Genomic DNA, 16,401 nt, shown 5'->3' with positions numbered 1-16,401 from the left:
GAAAAACTATCACCACTGGTGAACCTCAAGCAATGATAACCTGCAGTCATTCCGAATCCCCGGTGAAAACCACAGATGACCGTCAGAGGACAGCAGCATGAAAAAAATACTGGTACTCAAATCCAGCATTATGGGAAATGACTCGCAGACCAATAACCTGATTGACCGCTATCTGGCGGCGCGTAAGGCGAAAGGACACGAAGATCGGATCGTCGAACACGATCTGACTGCATTGGATCTGCCGGTATTGGACGGCGAGCTGTTCGGTGCGTTGCGCGGCGCGGAAAACATCAGCCCACGCGCCAAAGCGGCGGTGGCGCTCTCCAACCAGCTGATTGCCGAACTGAAAGAGAGCGATCTGCTGCTGCTCGGCGCGCCGATGTACAACCTCAACGTCCCGACCCAGTTGAAAAACTGGTTCGATTTGGTGGCTCGCGCCCGGATGACCTTCAACTATACCGCCACCTACCCGGTGGGGTTGGTGGAAGGCGTCAATGCGCTGGTATTCAGTTCACGCGGCGGCATGCACGCCGGGCATCCGACGGATGCCGTAACGCCCTACCTGCGTTCGGTGCTGGGGCTGATGGGGATCGGCGACGTGCAATTTATCTATGCCGAAGGGCTGGACATGAAACCGCACGGCCGCGATCAGGGGCTGGCGAACGCCCACCAGCGGATCGCGGAATTGGCGGGCTGAAGCAAATGCACGGCAGCATTGATTTGTTATAATATAACAAATATGATAATCGCGTTGACGCCACCTCGAGCGGCTGTCGACGCTCCTACATGACATAAATGTTTTATCGCACCTTCAGCCAGCTATTTCGATAGCTGGTTTTTTTTCCTCGGTTGGCGCTGCGGCTTCAGCATTGTCGGACTGGCCGTCACTCTAAGGTAACAGCGCCGAGCCAAATTTCACCGAAAAATAGTCGGCACGTTCATCACACCGGCATATTCATGATGTCCTGGTAGGCCGCCACCAGCTTGTTGCGCACCTGCACGCCCAGTTGCAAAGAGACCGACGATTTCTGCAGATCGACCATCACATCGTTCAGGCTGATGCCTGGCGCGCCCAGCTCGAAGTCCTGCGCCTGTTTGCGCGCCGTTTGCTGGGTCTCGCTGATCTTGCCGAGCGCCGCGGTCAGTTCGCTGGCGAAGCTGACGCCCTGCGGCGCCGCATTCTGCCCCATCTTGCCGGCCTGAACCGCCATGGTCTGCATCTGCTGCAGTACCCCTTCAATGCCCTGAATCGCCATCTGGTCCTCAATCCTCTCGTCTCGCCGGGTGACGTTTTCACCCTGCACTTCTCCAATGATGCACACCCTAGCACAGCGTTTTCGGACCTAAAGCGGTTAATTAACTGCAAAAAACCCGGCTTATCGGGCAATCGGAATTGTCTGATAAGGCGAATAATGGCCTGCCCAGAAATGGGAGCGCCGCTATTTAGAAGATATGTGTATCAGGGAGTCTGTTTTGTCACACAACGCTAACCATACCGTTCATCAGCCTGGCAGGGAGCTGCTCAGCGGCCCGTACGGGATCGTGAGCGCCATTGAAGGACGAGACCTAAAATGAGTGCTTCGATAACCGCCGGCGAAAGCCGCGACAACGGCCTGCAGGCCATCTGGAACCGTCTGCGCGCCAACCCGAAAATTCCGTTGCTGGTCGCCGCTTCCGCCGCGATCGCGATCGTCGTCGCGCTGCTGTTGTGGGTGAAAAGCCCCGACTACCGCGTGCTGTACAGCAATCTGAACGACCGCGACGGCGGCGCCATCGTCACCCAGTTGACGCAGATGAATATCCCTTACCGCTTTGCCGAGAATGGCGCGGCGCTGCTGATCCCGGCGGAAAAGGTGCATGAAACCCGTCTGCGCCTGGCGCAGCAAGGGCTGCCGAAAGGCGGCGCCGTCGGCTTCGAACTGCTGGATCAGGAAAAATTCGGCATCAGCCAGTTCAGCGAGCAGATTAACTATCAGCGCGCCCTCGAGGGCGAGCTGTCGCGCACCATCGAATCGCTGGGGCCGGTGCAAAACGCCCGCGTTCACCTGGCGCTGCCTAAACCTTCGCTGTTCGTGCGCGAACAGAAATCCCCTTCCGCCTCGGTAACGCTCACCCTGCAACCCGGCCGTGCGCTGGACGACGGCCAGATCAACGCCATCGTTTATATGGTGTCGAGCAGCGTCGCCGGCCTGCCGCCGGGCAACGTGACCGTGGTCGATCAGGCCGGCCGCCTGCTGACCCAGTCCGACGGCACCGGGCGCGATCTCAACGCTTCGCAGCTGAAATACGCCAACGAAGTGGAAAACGGCTTCCAGCGCCGCATCGAAGCGATCCTCGCCCCGGTGGTCGGCAGCGCCAACGTGCGTGCGCAGGTCACGGCGCAGATCGACTTCGCCACGCGCGAACAAACCGATGAACAGTACCAACCTAACCAGCAGCCGAATAAAGCCGCCATCCGCTCACAGCAAACCAGCCTGAGCGAGCAGATCGGCGGGCCGCAGGTCGGCGGCGTGCCGGGCGCGCTGTCCAACCAACCGAGCGCTCCGCCTACGGCGCCGATTGAAACCGCCAAGCCGGCGGCGGGCAATAACGCCAACGCCACCGCGCAAAACGCCGCGACCACCCGCAGCGCGGCGGCCAGCGGCGTGCCGCAAAATACCCGTCGCGACGCGACCACCAACTACGAGCTCGATCGCACCATCCGTCATACCCAGCAAAAAGCCGGCACCGTGCAGCGTCTGTCGGTCGCCGTGGTGGTCAACTACCTCGGCGCGGATAAAGACGGCAAACCGCAGCCGATGAGCAAAGAACAGCTGGCGCAGATCGAAGCGCTGGTGCGTGAAGCGATGGGCTACTCCAGCAGCCGCGGCGATACCCTGAACGTGGTCAATACGCCGTTTACCGACAGCCAGGTGACCGGTGGCGAACTGCCGTTCTGGCAAAGCCAGTCGTTTATCGATCGCCTGATCGACGCGGGCCGCTATCTGCTGGTGCTGCTGGTGGCCTGGCTGCTGTGGCGCAAACTGGTGCGGCCGCAGCTGCAACAGCGCCAGGCCGCGCAACAGGCCGCCCTCGCCGCCGCCAACGCCCCTGCCGCCAAAGCGGTCGACAGCAACAAACCGAGCAACGAGGAGCTGGCGCAGCGTCGCAAATCGCAGCAGCGCGTCAGCGCAGAAGTCCAGAGCCAGCGGATCCGCGATCTGGCTGACAAAGACCCGCGCGTGGTCGCTCTGGTAATCCGCCAATGGATGAGTAACGAGATATGAGCCTGACCGGAACCGACAAAAGCGCCATCTTGCTGATGACGCTGGGTGAAGATCGCGCGGCGGAGGTGTTCAAACACCTCTCCTCGCGCGAAGTACAGCTGCTGAGCGGCACCATGGCCGGCATGAGCCAGGTTTCACACAAACAGCTCGGCGAGATACTGACCGAGTTTGAAGACGACGCCGAGCAATACGCGGCGCTGAGCGTCAACGCCAGCGACTACCTGCGCTCGGTGCTGGTCAAGGCGCTGGGCGAAGAGCGCGCCGCCAGCCTGCTGGAAGACATTCTCGAATCGCGCGAGACCACCACCGGCATGGAAACGCTCAACTTTATGGAGCCGCAGAGCGCCGCCGATCTGATCCGCGACGAACACCCGCAGATCATCGCCACCATTCTGGTGCACCTCAAACGCGGCCAGGCGGCAGACATCCTGGCCCTGTTCGACGAACGCCTGCGCAACGACGTGATGCTGCGTATCGCCACCTTCGGCGGCGTGCAGCCGGCGGCGTTGGCGGAGCTGACCGAAGTGCTGAACAACCTGCTCGACGGCCAGAACCTCAAGCGCAGCAAAATGGGCGGGGTGCGCACCGCCGCCGAGATCATCAACCTGATGAAAACCCAGCAGGAAGAAGCGGTCATCGACGCGATGCGCGAATACGACGGCGAGCTGGCGCAGAAGATCATCGACGAGATGTTCCTGTTCGAAAACCTGGTGGAAGTCGACGATCGCAGCATCCAACGCCTGCTGCAGGAAGTGGAAGGCGAGTCGCTGCTGATCGCGTTGAAAGGCGCCGAACAGCCGCTGCGCGAGAAGTTCCTCAAGAACATGTCGCAACGCGCCGCCGACATCCTGCGCGACGACCTGGCCAACCGTGGGCCGGTGCGCATGTCGCAGGTGGAGAACGAGCAGAAAGCCATCCTGCTGGTGGTAAGACGCCTGGCGGAAACCGGCGAAATGATCATCGGCGGCGGCGAGGACACCTATGTCTGATCGCATTAACACCCTGCCCTGGCAGCCCTGGTCGCTCAACGATTTGGGCGAACAGAAACCGGTTCTCGACCTGCCGCCATTGCCGGAGCTCGAACTTGACGATCCGTCGCCGGACGCGCAGGCCGAATTGCAGCAGCAGCTGGCGACGCTGCGCCTGCAGGCGGAGCAACAGGGCCAGCAACTGGGCTATGCCGACGGCCAGCAGAAAGGTTACGAGGCCGGTTTTCAGTCCGGTCTGGAGGAAGGCCGCCAGCAGGGGCTGCTGGAAGCGCAGCAGCAGCAACAGCCGCTGACCGCTCACTGGCAGCAGTTGGTCACCGAATTCCAGCACACGCTGGACGCGCTCGACAGCGTGATCGCGTCACGGTTGATGCAGTTGGCGTTGACCGCCGCCAAACAGGTGCTGGGCCAGCCGCCGGTGTGCGACGGCACCGCCCTGCTCGCGCAGATCCAACAGCTGATTCAGCAGGAGCCGATGTTCAACGGCAAGCCGCAGCTGCGGGTCCACCCGGACGACTACCCACGCGTCGAGCAGCAGTTGGGGGTTACCCTCAGCCTGCACGGCTGGCGCCTGCTGGCGGACGGCGAACTGCATCCGGGCGGCTGCAAGGTCAGCGCCGAGGAAGGCGATCTCGACGCCAGCCTGGCGACGCGCTGGCATGAACTGTGCCGCCTGGCGGCACCGGGAGAAGTCTGATGACCGCGCGTCTCGGCCGCTGGCTGAGTTCTCTGGATACGCTGGAAAAACGCATCGCCCGCGCGCCGACGGTGCGCCGCTACGGTCGCCTGACCCGCGCCACCGGGCTGGTGCTGGAGGCCACCGGCCTGCAGCTGCCGCTCGGGGCGACCTGCCTCATCGAACGGCACGACGCCGGTGAAGTGCAGGAAGTGGAAAGCGAAGTGGTGGGCTTCAACGGCCAGCGGCTGTTCCTGATGCCGCTGGAAGAAGTGGAAGGCATCGTGCCGGGCGCGCGGGTTTACGCCCGCATCGCGCCGGAAGGCCAAAGCGCCGGCAAACAGCTGCCGCTCGGCCCGGCCCTGCTGGGGCGCGTGTTGGACGGCAGCGCCAAACCGCTCGACGGCCTGCCTTCACCGGAAACCGGTTACCGCGCGCCGCTGATCACCGCGCCGTTCAACCCCTTGCAGCGCACGCCAATTGAGCAGGTGCTGGACGTGGGGGTGCGCACCATCAACGGCCTGCTGACCGTCGGGCGCGGTCAGCGCATGGGCCTGTTCGCCGGCTCCGGCGTTGGTAAGAGCGTGTTGCTCGGCATGATGGCCCGTTATACCCAGGCGGATGTGATCGTCGTTGGCCTGATCGGCGAGCGCGGCCGCGAGGTCAAAGACTTTATCGAGAACATTCTCGGTGCCGAAGGCCGCGCGCGCTCGGTAGTGATCGCCGCGCCGGCGGACGTGTCGCCGCTGCTGCGCATGCAGGGGGCGGCTTACGCCACCCGCATCGCCGAAGATTTCCGCGACCGCGGGCAGCACGTGCTGCTGATCATGGACTCCCTTACCCGCTACGCCATGGCGCAGCGTGAGATCGCCCTGGCCATCGGCGAGCCGCCGGCGACCAAAGGCTATCCGCCTTCGGTCTTCGCCAAGCTGCCTGCGCTGGTGGAACGCGCGGGCAACGGCATCAGCGGCGGCGGCTCCATCACCGCTTTCTACACCGTGTTGACCGAAGGGGACGATCAGCAAGACCCGATCGCCGACTCGGCGCGCGCCATCCTCGATGGCCACGTGGTGCTGTCGCGGCGGCTGGCGGAGGCCGGCCACTACCCGGCTATCGACATCGAAGCGTCAATCAGCCGCGCCATGACGTCGCTGATCGACGAAGAGCATTATCGCCGGGTTCGCACCTTCAAACAGATGCTGGCCAGCTATCAACGCAACCGCGATCTGATCAGCGTCGGCGCCTACGCGGCGGGCAGCGATCCATTGCTGGACAAAGCGATGACGCTGTATCCGCAGATGGAAGCCTACCTGCAGCAGGGTATCTTCGAACGCAGCGGCTATGATGAAGCCTGTCAACAGCTGCAGCAGTTGATTGTTTAACGTCACAGAGGCGCAGAGCGATGAAATCACAATCCCCCCTGATTACCCTGCGCGATCTGGCGCAGGATGCGGTGGAGCAAGCCGCGCAACAGCTTGGCCAGGTGCGGCAGGCGCAGCAGGCGGCGGAGCAGCAGCTGTCGATGCTGCTCAACTATCAGGACGAATACCGCCAGAAGCTGAATCATACGCTCTGCGACGGCATGGATAGCTCACGCTGGCAAAACTACCAGCAGTTTATCGGCACGCTGGAGCAGGCCATCGACCAGCACCGCCAGCAGCTGCTGCAGTGGGGGCAGAAAGTGGATCACGCGGTGAAGCAATGGCAAGACAAACAACAGCGGCTGAACGCTTTCGAAACCCTGCATACCCGCGCAATGAACGCGGAGCAGCAGCAGGAGAACAAACGGGATCAAAAATTGATGGATGAATTCGCTCAACGCAGCGCACAAAGGAATATCAACCCATGAATCTGAACGCCCTGCCCGGCCTGGCCTTACCCGGCGACGCCGGCGGTCTGACCGAACTGACCTCGGCGCTGGACGAAAGCCAGCTGTCGTCCGCTTTTGCCCAGCTGCTCGGCGCGCGTTTCGCGCCCGCCGCCGATGGCAAACCTCAGCCGGCCACGCTGAGCGCGGACGAGGAGCGCGCCCCGGCCCTGAGCCGCAACCAGCTCAATCAGCTGCTGGCCACCTTCGGCGAGCGCGGCGGCCTGTTGCCGAACCTGTCAGCCTCAGCCGACGCGCCTTCTTCTGAAGCCGTTGAAGGCGATGCGCCCGCCGCCGGCGATAAACCGGCGCAGCCGCCGATCGTCGCCGCCAAAGAGCTGGATGCCGCGACGCTGCAGGCGCTGTACGCCATGCTGCCGGCCGCGATCGTCGCTCAGGCGCAACCGGCCGAAGGCCAACGGTCGCTGCCGATGGAAAACGCTGACGAGGCGACTGCGCTGCAGCCCGGCAACGGCCTGCTGAACATCGCGGCGGCCGGTGATAACACCGCCGCGCGCTCGTCGGCGGCCCCCGCCCCGGCGGTGACGGGCGCGAAAACGCCGGCTACCGATGGCGACAACGCTGCCGCGGCGACAACGCAGCCGACCAGCGGTGAACGCGCAAACGCCGCACAGCCGCTGCCGGTGAGCGATGCGCAGCAGCAACCGACGCTCAATCACGCTGTCGCCCTGGCCGCCGCCAGCCCGACGCAAACGACCGCCCCGGCCAGCGCGCTGGTGACGGCACCGCCGGCTCCGCAGCTCAACGCGCAGCTGGGCAGCCCGGAGTGGCAGCAGGCGTTGAACCAACAGGTGCTGATGTTCCACCGCAACGGCCAGCAGAGCGCCGAGCTGCGCCTGCACCCGCAGGAACTGGGCGCCTTGCAGATCACGCTGAAACTGGACGACCAGCAGGCGCAGCTGCACATCGCCTCCGCGCACGGCCAGGTGCGTGCGGCGGTGGAAGCGGCGATGCCGCAGCTGCGGCACGCGCTGGCGGAGAGCGGTATCAACCTGGGGCAGAGCAGCGTGGGCGGCGAGTCCACCCCGCACTGGCAGCAGGCGCAACAGCAGGCTTCCAACAGCCAGGGCCGTTCCAGTTATGCTGAACATCATGGCGCTGACGGCGCAGCCGCCGAGGGCGTCAGCGCACCGGCGGCGCTGCAGCGTATGGCCAGCGCGGTCAACGGCGTCGATATTTTCGCCTGAGCCGCCGCAAACGCCCAAGCTGGCACCCATTTGCGCGTCTATTCAGGCTATTGCACGCCACAATAGACGCGATAATACCTTTACATGTCATGCGTGCGGCTTTGCCGCGCGCGATGCCCGCCGCCTCACAGGCCGCGGGTGGAACAACAGGAATTAGATTTCGCTATGTCTCAGAACTCCCTTCCGGCAGCACCGAAACGCCCCCTTCTGGTCATCCTGCTGGTGTTGATCAGCGTCGTCGCCTGTGGCGCCGCGGGCTACAGCTGGTGGCTGCTGCAACAGCATAAAAACGGCGCCGAACCGGCCGCCGTCAAAGAACAACCGCCGGCGGCGCCGGTGTTCATGCCGCTCGACACCTTTACCGTCAACCTGGTGACGCCGGACAACAACCCGGATCGCGTGCTGTACATCGGCCTCACGCTGCGTCTGCCGGACGAAAGTACCCGCCGCCAGCTGAACGATTTTCTGCCGGAAGTGCGCAGCCGTCTGCTGATGCTGCTTTCCCGCCAGGAAGCGAGCCAGTTGGCCAATGAACAAGGGAAGCAACAGTTGGTGGCGCAGATTAAGGATGTGCTCAGCCCGCCGCTGGTTAAGGGACAACCGAAGCAGGTGGTCAGCGACGTGCTGTTCACCGCCTTCATACTGCGGTAATCACTATGGGCGATAGCATTCTTTCACAGGCAGAGATCGACGCCTTGCTCAACGGCGACAGCGCGGGTGATGAACCCGAGGCGGTGGTCGGCAAAGAGAGCGAGGTCAAGCCTTACGATCCGAACACCCAGCGCCGCGTGGTGCGCGAGCGCCTGCACGCGCTGGAAATTATCAACGAACGTTTTGCCCGGCAGTTCCGCATGGGATTGTTCAACCTGCTGCGCCGCAGCCCGGACATTACCGTCGGCCCGATCAAAATCCAGCCGTATCACGAGTTCGCCCGCAACCTGCCGGTGCCGACCAACCTGAACCTGGTGCATCTGAATCCGCTGCGCGGCACCGCCCTGTTCGTGTTCGCGCCGAGCCTGGTGTTCATCGCCGTCGATAACCTGTTCGGCGGCGACGGCCGCTTCCCGACCAAGGTCGAAGGCCGCGAATTCACCCCGACCGAACAACGGGTGATCAAGCGCATGCTGCGTCTGGCGCTGGACGCCTACGGCGACGCCTGGAGCGCCATCTACAAGATCGACGTAGAGTACGTGCGCGCCGAAATGCAGGTGAAGTTCACCAACATCACCACCTCGCCGAACGACATCGTGGTCACCACGCCGTTCCAGGTGGAGATCGGCGCGCTGACCGGCGAGTTCAACATCTGCATTCCCTTCGCGATGATCGAACCGCTGCGCGAGCTGTTGACCAACCCGCCGCTGGAAAATTCGCGGCAGGAAGACAGCCACTGGCGCGAAACGCTGGTGAAGCAGGTGCAGCACTCCGAACTGGAGCTGATCGCCAACTTCGTCGATATCCCGATGCGGCTGTCGAAAGTCCTGAAGCTGCAACCGGGCGATGTATTACCGATAGACAAGCCGGAACGCCTGATCGCCCATGTGGACGGCGTACCGGTTCTGACCAGCCAATACGGCACGTTGAACGGGCAATACGCCCTGCGTGTTGAACATTTGATTAACCCTATTTTGAATGCTCTGAGTGAGGAACAGCCCAATGAGTGATCCTAAGCAACCGTCTGGCGAAGGAAAGGAATCCGTAGACGATCTGTGGGCTGATGCGTTTAACGAGCAGCAGTCTTCAGAGAAATCCGGCGCGAGCACCGAAGGGGTGTTCAAGTCGCTGGAAGCTCAGGATGCGCTCGGCAGCCTGCAGGATATCGACCTGATTCTGGATATTCCGGTCAAGCTGACCGTGGAACTGGGGCGCACCAAGATGACCATCAAAGAGTTGCTGCGCCTGTCGCAGGGCTCGGTGGTGGCGCTGGACGGCCTGGCCGGCGAACCGCTGGATATCCTGATCAACGGTTACCTGATCGCACAAGGTGAAGTGGTGGTGGTGGCCGACAAGTTCGGCGTGCGCATCACCGACATCATCACCCCGTCCGAACGCATGCGTCGACTGAGCCGCTGATGACCGTCGCCGCGCCCGTTACCGTGCAAAGCACCCAACAACCCGCCGCGCCGGCCCTGCCGGCCGGTTCGGTGTTGATGCAGGTCAGCAGCGCGCTCGGCGGCATTCTGCTGCTGATCCTGCTGGCCGGTTGGCTGTTCCGTCGGCTGGGGTTCGCCCCGCAGGCGCGCAACAACAAACTGCTCAACCTGCGCGCCAGTTGCCAGGTCGGGCAGCGTGAGCGCGTGGTGGTGGTGGAAATCGACGACACCCTGCTGGTCTTGGGCGTCACCGCCCAGCAGATCACCCCGCTGCACACCCTGCCCGCCCCGCCGAAAGACGAAGGCGAGACCAACGCGGCGACACCGGCGGACTTCCGCCAACTGATGCAAAAAGTTCTGAAACGCCCGGAAAAATCGGCATGACCTCGACTCTTCATACCCTCGTCCGCCGTCCGGCGGTTTGGCTCCCTGCCGCCCTGCTGCTGATCAGCCCGGCGGCTTTTGCACAACTGCCGGGGCTGATCAGCCAGCCGCTGGCCAACGGCGGCCAAAGCTGGTCGCTGCCGGTGCAGACGCTGGTGCTGTTGACCTCGCTGACCTTCCTGCCCGCCATGCTGCTGATGATGACCAGCTTCACCCGCATCATCATCGTGCTCGGGCTGCTGCGCAATGCGCTGGGCACGCCGTCGGCGCCGCCGAACCAGGTGATGCTGGGGCTGGCGCTGTTCCTGACCTTCTTCATCATGTCGCCGGTGTTCGACAAGGTCTATCAGGACGCCTACCTGCCGTTCAGCCAGGACAAGATCGGACTGGAGGTCGCGCTGGATAAAGGCGCGCAGCCGCTGCGCGAGTTCATGCTGCGGCAAACGCGCGAAACCGATCTCGCGCTGTACGCCAGACTGGCCAATCAGCCGCCGCTGGCCGGCCCGGAAGCGGTGCCGATGCGCATCCTGCTGCCCGCCTACGTCACCAGCGAACTGAAAACCGCCTTCCAGATCGGCTTTACGGTGTTCATTCCGTTCCTGATTATCGACCTGGTGGTTGCCAGCGTATTGATGGCGCTGGGGATGATGATGGTGCCGCCGGCCACCATCTCGCTGCCGTTCAAGCTAATGCTGTTCGTGCTGGTCGATGGCTGGCAGCTGCTGCTCGGCTCGCTGGCGCAGAGCTTCTATTCGTAACCCCTGACCGGAGAAAGCGAGATGACACCTGAATCGGTTATGGCGCTCGGCACCGAGGCGATGAAAGTGGCGCTGGCGCTGGCCGCCCCGCTGCTGCTGGCGGCGCTCATCAGCGGCCTGGTGGTCAGCCTGCTGCAGGCCGCCACCCAGATCAACGAAATGACGCTGTCGTTCATCCCCAAAATTCTGGCGGTAGTGGCCACCATCATCATCGCCGGCCCCTGGATGCTGAACCTGTTGCTGGACTACATGCGCACCCTGTTCAGCAACCTGCCTACCCTGATCGGCTGACCGTGCTCACTTTCGACAGCGCCCAGCTCACCGTCTGGCTAAGCCACTATTTTTGGCCGCTGCTGCGCATTCTGGCGCTGATCAGCACCGCGCCGATATTCAGCGAAAAGCAAATCAGCAAAAAGGTCAAAATCGGCCTTGGCGGGCTGATCGTCATCCTGATTGCGCCGACGCTGCCCGCCAGCAATATCCCCATCTTCTCCGCCGCCGGCCTGTGGCTGGCGATTCAGCAGATTCTGATCGGCGTGGCGCTGGGGTTAACCATGCAGTTCGCCTTCGCGGCGGTGCGCCTGGCGGGGGAAGTGATCGGCATGCAGATGGGCCTGTCGTTCGCCACCTTCTTCGATCCCAGCGGCGGCCCGAACATGCCGGTGCTGGCGCGCCTGCTCAACCTGCTGGCGATGTTGCTGTTCCTCAGCTTCGACGGCCATCTGTGGCTGATTTCGCTGCTGGCGGACAGCTTCCACACCCTGCCTGTCCAAACGCAGCCGCTGAACGGCAACGGTTTCCTGGTGCTGACTCAGGTCGGCTCGCTGATCTTCATCAACGGCATGATGCTGGCGCTGCCGCTGATCTGCCTGCTGTTGACGCTCAACATGGCGCTCGGCCTGCTCAACCGCATGACGCCGCAGCTGTCGGTGTTCGTGATCGGCTTCCCGGTCACCATGACCTTCGGCATCATGACGCTGGGCATGATGATGCCGATGCTGGCGCCGTTCTGCGAACACCTGTTCGGCGAAGTGTTCGATCGATTGGCGGCGGTGATCGGCGGCATGACCTTCTGATCCCCTGTGCGGCCCCTTCCTTCCCCCCTCTTCCGCCTGAGACAAAATGGCAATAAAAACGTTTTCTTGGGACAAAAGCCTGAGAAACGGCTTTTATCCGGATTAAGGTTCAAATGTCTCCGGCGGCTTGAATAAATAAAACCCCGACCTAGAATAGACCCGGTAACAAAAATATCGCCACAGCGCGTGAGTCTCCGCAGCGATAATATACAACCATTGATTAGAGAAAAATAAAATAACGCAGCCACGCAGAGTTAAATGCGCGGCAGATTCCTTGCATCTTAAATAAATGCGTCCGGCGCCCGCCGGCTGCAGGGAGCAGCATCGATCTTTGCTAACCATAGGAGCGACATCATGATTAAAGCGAAAAGCAACCGCAAAGCACGCCGGTTATTCGGTTTGACCCACTGGAAAAGCAACAAGTTTAGAGTTTCCTTCACCGAGACCAGCGATGGCGGAAAATGGAAAGTGGTGAAGAAAAAGAAATAATCACGCAAGACCTGTAGCAAAATTCCGGGTTGCGCCCCTATCCGGCTTCTGCAACGTCATTCGACGCGGCGCCGCATCGGCAGCCCGGGACCCACACTCATCACTCGCCGGCAAACCGTGCCGGTGTACTTTATTCTTAGGAAGGGAATAACGCGCCACATCACCCTGGCTGCTGCGTTAAATTTAAAAATAATGTATTAATGATTTAATTTACTCACACCCCTTATTTATTCACTGACAAGAAAAATCGATTTCCCACCTTATTTCCCCAGCGTTATATTGAAAACAACCTTGCTACCAGTACGCAGCAAGCCTCACTAAAATATAAATGGTGTAAATATGAAGATAAAGTTTCAGCTGAGTGATTTATTCATCAGCGGCATCGCCCTTTTGATCATGAGCACTATTTTAAACACACTGGGTTTTTCCTGGGGTTTATTTGCTCTGCCGCCTGGCGTCGATAGTTTTGTCATCATCCCGTTTACCTTATTTGGCTCATTGAAGTTGGCCGAGTGCCTCTATAAGCCAATACGCTGGCTGCTAAATGAGAGCCGCAAATCTCAAATCGAAAATAACAACCCTAAAAATAACGCTAAGTCGCGTTAACAGGAGATCGACCTATGCTGAGAGAACTGACCAGAGAAGAAATGCAACGGATTGGCGGCGCCGGTGACGGCAATAACGGCGGCGATAGGGATCGCGGCGTGCCTTTCCGCTAAGGCTTAAGGTGAATGGGAACACGCAGACAAAAAAAGGCGCGTCGCTCAGTCAGTAGTGGGAGAACGAACGACGCGCCAAACGAGTGCGCCCGGTTTCAAGAAGCCTCCCTCCCCGCGGGGCGGAGAGGGCATTTTCTAAGCGCACTAAAGGGAAACCCGTCGCGGTCAGGCAACGGGGTATTGCTCTTAACGATTCATCTGGAACAACGACATGCCCTGCATATCGCTGAAGGTTTTATACGACGCCTGCAGCGCCGCCTGCTGCATGAAATAAGACGAGATAGACTCGGCCAGGTCGGCATCCGTCAGCGCGCTCATCTGGATCTGGTTGGTCATATCGCGCTCTTTGCCGATGCTGTCCAGTTGATCCATCTCCTGCAGCTGGCTGCCCAGCTCGGCGCGCACGCTCAGCACGTTGTTGTAGGAGTTGTCCAGGCCGCGGTTGGCTTTCGCCAACGCATCGTTCACCTGCTGCTTGGTAGCCTCGTCGGCGCCCTGCAGCGGCGTTTTCAGCGCATTCAACGCGATGTCGATGCTCTCGAAAATGTTGCTGACCGGCGCGCTGCCGTCCGGCTCTGGCTTCGGGTTGCTGGTCAATGACATGAACACCGCGTTGCCGGTATGGCCGATGGTCATGGTGCGGTTGGCGTCCACTTTCTGCTCTACCGTCTTGTCGCCCCCCTGATAGCTGACGGTGCCGCCGTTGTCGACAAACGGCGCCTTGTCGTTCACGTATCCGCCGAACATATAGCGACCGTTGCCGTCGGTGCTGTTGGCCTGGTTCAGCAGCTGATCTTTCAGCCCCTGCAGCTGGGTGGCCAACGACTGGCGGTCGTTATCGCTTTCGGTGCCGCCGGCATTGACGATCAGCGCCTTCATGTCCGCGATGGTGGAGGTCGCGCCGGCCAAGACCGTTTCTTCCATCGACACGTTCTGACGAGCGAAGGTGCGCGCCAGCGTGTACTGGCTGTTTTCCGCCTGCGATTGCGACAACATCACCGCGCGCGACGCCGCCAGCGGATCGTCGGACGGGTTGATCACCCGCTTGCCCGAGGAAAGCTGCTCGGCCGCCTTCATGAACAGCGACTGGTTGCCCGTGATGCCGTTCATGTTCTGTTGGTACATCATGCTGGTGCTCATGCGCATGCTGTGGGTTCCTTACTCTGAGCGACCGGCGCCGTTATCGGCGCCGATTAACAATGAAATCAACGAATATTCAGCAGCGCGTCGAACAGCGAGCTGGCGGTCTGAATCACCTGCGCGTTGGCCATGTAGTACTGCTGAAAACGCAGCAGCTCGCCATACTCTTCGTCAAGGTTGACGCCGGACATCGACTGCTGTTGCGCGCCCAGCTGCGTGACGATCTTGGCCTGCGAGGTGGCGATAGCCTTGGCGGCAGCGGTCTGGTTGCCGACGCCGCTGACGATGCCGGCGTAAGCGCCGCTCAGGGTCGCCTTGCCGTCCACCAGGTTTTTGGTTTGCAGATCCAGCAGCTTCTTGGCGTTTTCGTTATCGCCGCGGCCGCTGTCGTCTTTACCGGCGGCGGCGATCTTGGACGAATCGGTGATGGCCACTTTCAGATTGCCCGCCACGTCGCTGACCGGCTTCACGGTGAAGCTGTCTTTGGCCTGCGCATTGCCGTCGATGCTCACTTCCAACCCGTCGAAGTTCAGCGTCGGCTTGCCGTCGGCGCTGGTGCCCGGCGTCGCGTTGACTTTCACGTTGTCCGGCAGGCGGCTCACCTGCCAGCTGCTGCCGTCGAACTCGACGCGATAATCGTTGGCCTTCACCTTGCCGGTATCGGTGTAAGAGACTGACAGCGACGCGTCGCCGGTGTTGCGGGTGTTATCCACCACCCGGCCGCCGCTGAAGCTGAAGAAGTCGCCGCCCGCGTCGCCGTTCAGATCGAAGCCGGCGCGATGCTGTTGGTTAAAGCTGTCCGCCATCGCCAGCGCCAACTGGCCCAGCTGATTGCGCACGCCGTCCAGCGTTTCGCTGCGGAATTTCAGCACGCCGCTCAGCGTGCCGCTGGTGATCTGGCCTTCCGGCACTTCGCTGGCGCCGTTGCCGCGGTTATAGCCGATGGTCAGACGGGAAGGATCGCTGCTGGATGGCACGGCTTCCACCTGATAGGTGTTGCTGCCCTGCACCAGGGTCAAGCCGTTGGCGAAGGAGACGGTATAGGCGTCGCCGTCCTGTTGCGTGACCTGTACGCCCACCAGCTGGTTCAATTCGGTGACCAGCTGATCGCGCTGATCCAGCAACGCATTCGGCTCGCCGGCGGCGCTGCCGCGCAAACGGGTGATCTCGTCGTTCAGTTTGGCGATCTGTTGGCCGTAGCTGTTGATTTGCTGCGCCGTATCGCTGATCTGCTGATTAACGCCGTTATCCATGTCGCGCAGGAATTTGTCGGTGTTGTTGAACTGATTCACCAGGCCGTTGGCCTTGCCCAGCACCGTCTGGCGCGCGGCGTCGTCACCGGCGTTGCTCACCAGGTTCTGCAGGTTGGTAAAGAAATCCTGCATGTTGGTCGACAGCGGGTTGGTCTTGCTCGCCAACAGGTTGTCGATCTGTGAAATCTTCTCGTAATAGGCGTTTTGCGCCCCGAACGCGCTTTGCGCGCCGCGCAGCTGGTTGGTGATGAACTGGTTGTACTCGCGATTAACGCTGGTGACGGTCACGCCGTTGCCGATAAAGCCGCTCATGGTGGCCATGCCGCCGTTCTGCGCCAGGATCGCGGTCTGACGGTTGTAGCCCGCCACGTTGTAGTTGGAGATGTTGTTGCTGACGGTACTGAGCGCCACCTGAGCCGCATTCAGCCCGCTCATCGCGGTATTGATTAAGCTATTGGACATCGGAATTCCTTATGCTGCGGCGCC

General features: G+C 61.4%; 19 protein-coding genes. 16 read left to right on the top strand and 3 right to left on the bottom strand.

The genetic code is table 11. The features are described from left to right. The first annotated feature begins 97 nt into the window (after positions 1–97). Positions 98–697, top strand: coding sequence for an FMN-dependent NADH-azoreductase (locus AC2CGQ_RS04960; RefSeq protein WP_021504082.1), 600 nt, complete (start codon positions 98–100; stop codon positions 695–697). A 244-nt stretch (positions 698–941) separates the two neighbouring features. On the opposite strand, the gene fliE is transcribed toward AC2CGQ_RS04960, so the two are convergent. Further along, positions 942–1,256, bottom strand: a complete 315-nt coding sequence (gene fliE / locus AC2CGQ_RS04955; RefSeq protein WP_004934773.1) for a flagellar hook-basal body complex protein FliE — start codon at positions 1,254–1,256, stop codon at positions 942–944. Positions 1,257–1,571: 315 nt separating this feature from the next. Here fliE and fliF point away from each other — a divergent pair, with 315 nt between their 5' ends. The 15 genes from fliF to AC2CGQ_RS04880 all read left to right on the top strand — a co-directional run bounded on the left by fliF (position 1,572) and on the right by AC2CGQ_RS04880 (position 13,409). Then, positions 1,572–3,266 carry a flagellar basal-body MS-ring/collar protein FliF gene (gene fliF / locus AC2CGQ_RS04950; RefSeq protein ID WP_484593504.1) on the top strand — a complete coding sequence of 565 codons (1,695 nt, stop codon included), beginning with the start codon at positions 1,572–1,574 and terminating at the stop codon, positions 3,264–3,266. Beyond that, positions 3,263–4,255, top strand: a complete 993-nt coding sequence (fliG, locus tag AC2CGQ_RS04945; RefSeq protein ID WP_004934775.1) for a flagellar motor switch protein FliG — start codon at positions 3,263–3,265, stop codon at positions 4,253–4,255. Before fliF ends, fliG begins: the two co-directional genes overlap by 4 nt. Next, positions 4,248–4,952 carry a flagellar assembly protein FliH gene (fliH, locus tag AC2CGQ_RS04940; RefSeq protein WP_033632759.1) on the top strand — a complete coding sequence of 235 codons (705 nt, stop codon included), beginning with the start codon at positions 4,248–4,250 and terminating at the stop codon, positions 4,950–4,952. Before fliG ends, fliH begins: the two co-directional genes overlap by 8 nt. Next, the gene (fliI, locus tag AC2CGQ_RS04935; protein ID WP_004934781.1) at positions 4,952–6,313 is read left to right on the top strand and encodes a flagellar protein export ATPase FliI; all 1,362 of its coding nucleotides are present in this window, start codon (positions 4,952–4,954) and stop codon (positions 6,311–6,313) included. Before fliH ends, fliI begins: the two co-directional genes overlap by 1 nt. Positions 6,314–6,333: 20 nt before the next feature. Beyond that, positions 6,334–6,780: a flagellar export protein FliJ gene (fliJ, locus tag AC2CGQ_RS04930; protein WP_004934783.1), complete on the top strand. Its 447-nt coding sequence runs from the start codon at positions 6,334–6,336 to the stop codon at positions 6,778–6,780. Further along, positions 6,777–8,006 carry a flagellar hook-length control protein FliK gene (locus tag AC2CGQ_RS04925; RefSeq protein WP_172574782.1) on the top strand — a complete coding sequence of 410 codons (1,230 nt, stop codon included), beginning with the start codon at positions 6,777–6,779 and terminating at the stop codon, positions 8,004–8,006. Before fliJ ends, AC2CGQ_RS04925 begins: the two co-directional genes overlap by 4 nt. Before the next feature lie 165 nt (positions 8,007–8,171). Then, positions 8,172–8,657, top strand: coding sequence for a flagellar basal body-associated protein FliL (gene fliL / locus AC2CGQ_RS04920; protein WP_015378245.1), 486 nt, complete (start codon positions 8,172–8,174; stop codon positions 8,655–8,657). Positions 8,658–8,662: 5 nt separating this feature from the next. Continuing rightward, entirely contained in the window at positions 8,663–9,667 is a 1,005-nt protein-coding gene (fliM, locus tag AC2CGQ_RS04915; RefSeq protein WP_004934798.1) for a flagellar motor switch protein FliM, read from the top strand. After that, positions 9,660–10,076 carry a flagellar motor switch protein FliN gene (gene fliN / locus AC2CGQ_RS04910; protein WP_004934799.1) on the top strand — a complete coding sequence of 139 codons (417 nt, stop codon included), beginning with the start codon at positions 9,660–9,662 and terminating at the stop codon, positions 10,074–10,076. Before fliM ends, fliN begins: the two co-directional genes overlap by 8 nt. Continuing rightward, entirely contained in the window at positions 10,076–10,480 is a 405-nt protein-coding gene (fliO, locus tag AC2CGQ_RS04905; RefSeq protein ID WP_166445203.1) for a flagellar biosynthetic protein FliO, read from the top strand. Before fliN ends, fliO begins: the two co-directional genes overlap by 1 nt. Beyond that, positions 10,477–11,238 (top strand): flagellar type III secretion system pore protein FliP, encoded by a 762-nt coding sequence (gene fliP / locus AC2CGQ_RS04900; protein WP_004934802.1) that lies wholly within the window; start codon positions 10,477–10,479, stop codon positions 11,236–11,238. The genes fliO and fliP overlap by 4 nt, the downstream gene beginning before the upstream one ends. A 21-nt stretch (positions 11,239–11,259) precedes the next feature. Continuing rightward, a complete protein-coding gene (gene fliQ / locus AC2CGQ_RS04895; RefSeq protein WP_004934803.1) occupies positions 11,260–11,529 on the top strand; it encodes a flagellar biosynthesis protein FliQ in 270 nt (89 codons plus the stop codon). A gap of 2 nt (positions 11,530–11,531) precedes the next feature. Then, a complete protein-coding gene (gene fliR / locus AC2CGQ_RS04890) occupies positions 11,532–12,314 on the top strand; it encodes a flagellar biosynthetic protein FliR (RefSeq protein ID WP_021504085.1) in 783 nt (260 codons plus the stop codon). A 354-nt stretch (positions 12,315–12,668) separates the two neighbouring features. Beyond that, a complete protein-coding gene (sra, locus tag AC2CGQ_RS04885) occupies positions 12,669–12,803 on the top strand; it encodes a stationary-phase-induced ribosome-associated protein (protein ID WP_013813483.1) in 135 nt (44 codons plus the stop codon). A 339-nt stretch (positions 12,804–13,142) separates the two neighbouring features. Next, on the top strand, positions 13,143–13,409 hold the full coding sequence (locus tag AC2CGQ_RS04880; protein WP_015378248.1) for a hypothetical protein: 267 nt from the start codon (positions 13,143–13,145) through the stop codon (positions 13,407–13,409). Between the two features lie 299 nt (positions 13,410–13,708). Here AC2CGQ_RS04880 and flgL read toward each other — a convergent pair whose 3' ends face one another. Beyond that, on the bottom strand, positions 13,709–14,668 hold the full coding sequence (flgL, locus tag AC2CGQ_RS04875; protein ID WP_049240618.1) for a flagellar hook-associated protein FlgL: 960 nt from the start codon (positions 14,666–14,668) through the stop codon (positions 13,709–13,711). 59 nt (positions 14,669–14,727) lie between these two features. Further along, on the bottom strand, positions 14,728–16,377 hold the full coding sequence (flgK, locus tag AC2CGQ_RS04870) for a flagellar hook-associated protein FlgK (protein WP_015378251.1): 1,650 nt from the start codon (positions 16,375–16,377) through the stop codon (positions 14,728–14,730). Positions 16,378–16,401: the final 24 nt, after the last annotated feature.

The organism is Serratia sp. DFXYC6 (assembly GCF_057196085.1).
The sequence above is the reverse complement of the archived record's forward strand: the minus strand, read 5'-3'. Positions and strand labels throughout refer to the sequence as shown.

What these genes read in the sequence shown, in the direction of transcription:
- fliN (WP_004934799.1), top strand. Translation starts at nt 9,660, where the DNA reads ATGAGTGATCCTAAGCAACCGTCTGGCGAAGGAAAGGAATCCGTAGAC.
- fliH (WP_033632759.1), top strand. Translation starts at nt 4,248, where the DNA reads ATGTCTGATCGCATTAACACCCTGCCCTGGCAGCCCTGGTCGCTCAAC.
- fliL (WP_015378245.1), top strand. Translation starts at nt 8,172, where the DNA reads ATGTCTCAGAACTCCCTTCCGGCAGCACCGAAACGCCCCCTTCTGGTC.
- sra (WP_013813483.1), top strand. Translation starts at nt 12,669, where the DNA reads ATGATTAAAGCGAAAAGCAACCGCAAAGCACGCCGGTTATTCGGTTTG.
- fliG (WP_004934775.1), top strand. Translation starts at nt 3,263, where the DNA reads ATGAGCCTGACCGGAACCGACAAAAGCGCCATCTTGCTGATGACGCTG.
- fliO (WP_166445203.1), top strand. Translation starts at nt 10,076, where the DNA reads ATGACCGTCGCCGCGCCCGTTACCGTGCAAAGCACCCAACAACCCGCC.
- fliP (WP_004934802.1), top strand. Translation starts at nt 10,477, where the DNA reads ATGACCTCGACTCTTCATACCCTCGTCCGCCGTCCGGCGGTTTGGCTC.
- AC2CGQ_RS04925 (WP_172574782.1), top strand. Translation starts at nt 6,777, where the DNA reads ATGAATCTGAACGCCCTGCCCGGCCTGGCCTTACCCGGCGACGCCGGC.
- fliM (WP_004934798.1), top strand. Translation starts at nt 8,663, where the DNA reads ATGGGCGATAGCATTCTTTCACAGGCAGAGATCGACGCCTTGCTCAAC.
- AC2CGQ_RS04880 (WP_015378248.1), top strand. Translation starts at nt 13,143, where the DNA reads ATGAAGATAAAGTTTCAGCTGAGTGATTTATTCATCAGCGGCATCGCC.
- fliQ (WP_004934803.1), top strand. Translation starts at nt 11,260, where the DNA reads ATGACACCTGAATCGGTTATGGCGCTCGGCACCGAGGCGATGAAAGTG.
- flgL (WP_049240618.1), bottom strand. Translation starts at nt 14,668, where the DNA reads ATGCGCATGAGCACCAGCATGATGTACCAACAGAACATGAACGGCATC.
- fliF (WP_484593504.1), top strand. Translation starts at nt 1,572, where the DNA reads ATGAGTGCTTCGATAACCGCCGGCGAAAGCCGCGACAACGGCCTGCAG.
- AC2CGQ_RS04960 (WP_021504082.1), top strand. Translation starts at nt 98, where the DNA reads ATGAAAAAAATACTGGTACTCAAATCCAGCATTATGGGAAATGACTCG.
- fliI (WP_004934781.1), top strand. Translation starts at nt 4,952, where the DNA reads ATGACCGCGCGTCTCGGCCGCTGGCTGAGTTCTCTGGATACGCTGGAA.
- fliJ (WP_004934783.1), top strand. Translation starts at nt 6,334, where the DNA reads ATGAAATCACAATCCCCCCTGATTACCCTGCGCGATCTGGCGCAGGAT.
- flgK (WP_015378251.1), bottom strand. Translation starts at nt 16,377, where the DNA reads ATGTCCAATAGCTTAATCAATACCGCGATGAGCGGGCTGAATGCGGCT.
- fliE (WP_004934773.1), bottom strand. Translation starts at nt 1,256, where the DNA reads ATGGCGATTCAGGGCATTGAAGGGGTACTGCAGCAGATGCAGACCATG.